Source organism: Bacillus sp. 05T22 (assembly GCF_056396765.1).
In genome coordinates this window covers 1-1,392 of sequence record NZ_JBFTMC010000239.1, presented here as the reverse complement: position 1 = coordinate 1,392, position 1,392 = coordinate 1, and the positions used below count along the sequence as shown (strand labels likewise).

At 35.7% G+C, this 1,392-nt stretch carries 1 protein-coding gene; it reads right to left on the bottom strand.

What is annotated here, in order from left to right; all coding sequences use genetic code 11:
* Positions 1–721: 721 nt before the first annotated feature.
* A complete protein-coding gene (locus AC1DIT_RS28095; RefSeq protein ID WP_033671413.1) occupies positions 722–1,237 on the bottom strand; it encodes a DUF3231 family protein in 516 nt (171 codons plus the stop codon).
* Positions 1,238–1,392: the final 155 nt, after the last annotated feature.

The following is a 1,392-nucleotide window of genomic DNA, read 5'->3' as shown; positions in this document are numbered from 1 at the left end:
CCATATAACAAATGTCATAAAGTTGCGTCCATTGCGTGTGTAAATAAGTTACTGAAGCTTCTCTTTCATCTTATTACACACGATATACACTATGATTATCGGTTAACGGCCTAACATCATAGTTTCATTCATCATATCTCCCCCTAGTAAAAAAACGAATCCATATTAGGGGTATTTAGTATGCGTTATACGTGGATACATGTGTGATATAGATTTTTGATACTCAATCCATCAAAAATCTATAAATACAGGTTGACTAATCGTAAGAAAAAGCACCCGAATGGATGCTTTGTTATCAATTATTAATTTGTAACTTCAATTACGGTAAATGAAGTTTTATTCTTCTTCCAATCACCTAATGCTGCCGCGCTAATCTTCTATAACATTGTTAAGTAACTGGAAGAAGAGCAAAAGCCCTTCTCCGTTTACACAACGTAAATTGCAATTGAATGTGAAATCAAGAAACAACTATTCATCCAATCTGCAACCATCGCCATCGGTCATGACGATCCATTTTCAATTATCAGGAATCTTGCGAGCAATGTTTTCCGCTACTACTCACAATACAAATATAACACGCTAATTCCAAAACAACCGGCACATTTACTGCCAAAAAGCGGTCACGACTCTGCCACTTATTTTAATTTGCCAATAATCCTTATTTCCCTAGACAAGCTCATTGCAACAACCATAAAGAATAAATTGGATTTCGATTAAGGTATTATGCTTGTTCTGATTGTTGAACATGTAATGGTGGCGGAATAATCCAACCTTTTTTCTTATTCAAGCGAAGTAATATAGCTCCAGCTTGTGCTTTTTTCATATGGAATTGACCAAACATCATTCCTACATCTTCTCGGAGTGATTGTCCCATAGCTTGGCTACATGCTACTAACCCAGCAGCAAGACCTGCAGAAACCGTTGCTGCAATTTCTGCATCATTAATACGAGCACCAGGAGGAATCGTTTCAATAGATGCAACAGGTCTTTCTGGAGGTGCTGGTGGTAATGCAACACCATTTAATTTTAATAAATTTTTTAATTCTTCAACTTCTGATTGGATATCATTTTCCACAAGATTTTCTAAAAATTTCTTCAAATCCTCGTCTCCTGTGTGGTTAATAAGAACTTGATATCCAGCAATTGCACCTTGTGCCGCTGCAAGATAACTCCAAATCCCAAAGACTTCTCCGTAGTGCATTGGTTCATTTTGTGGATTTCCACTTAAAACACCCATTAAAATATTCCTCCTTAAAGAAATTAAACTCTTACCAACAATGCTTACTATAGAAAAAATTTTCCCAACCATTTTCTGGATTAAAGAAAATAAGTTCTTATAACTCATAAGGAACACCTTACCCAAATATAGTAATTACCTCTCATAGGATATAC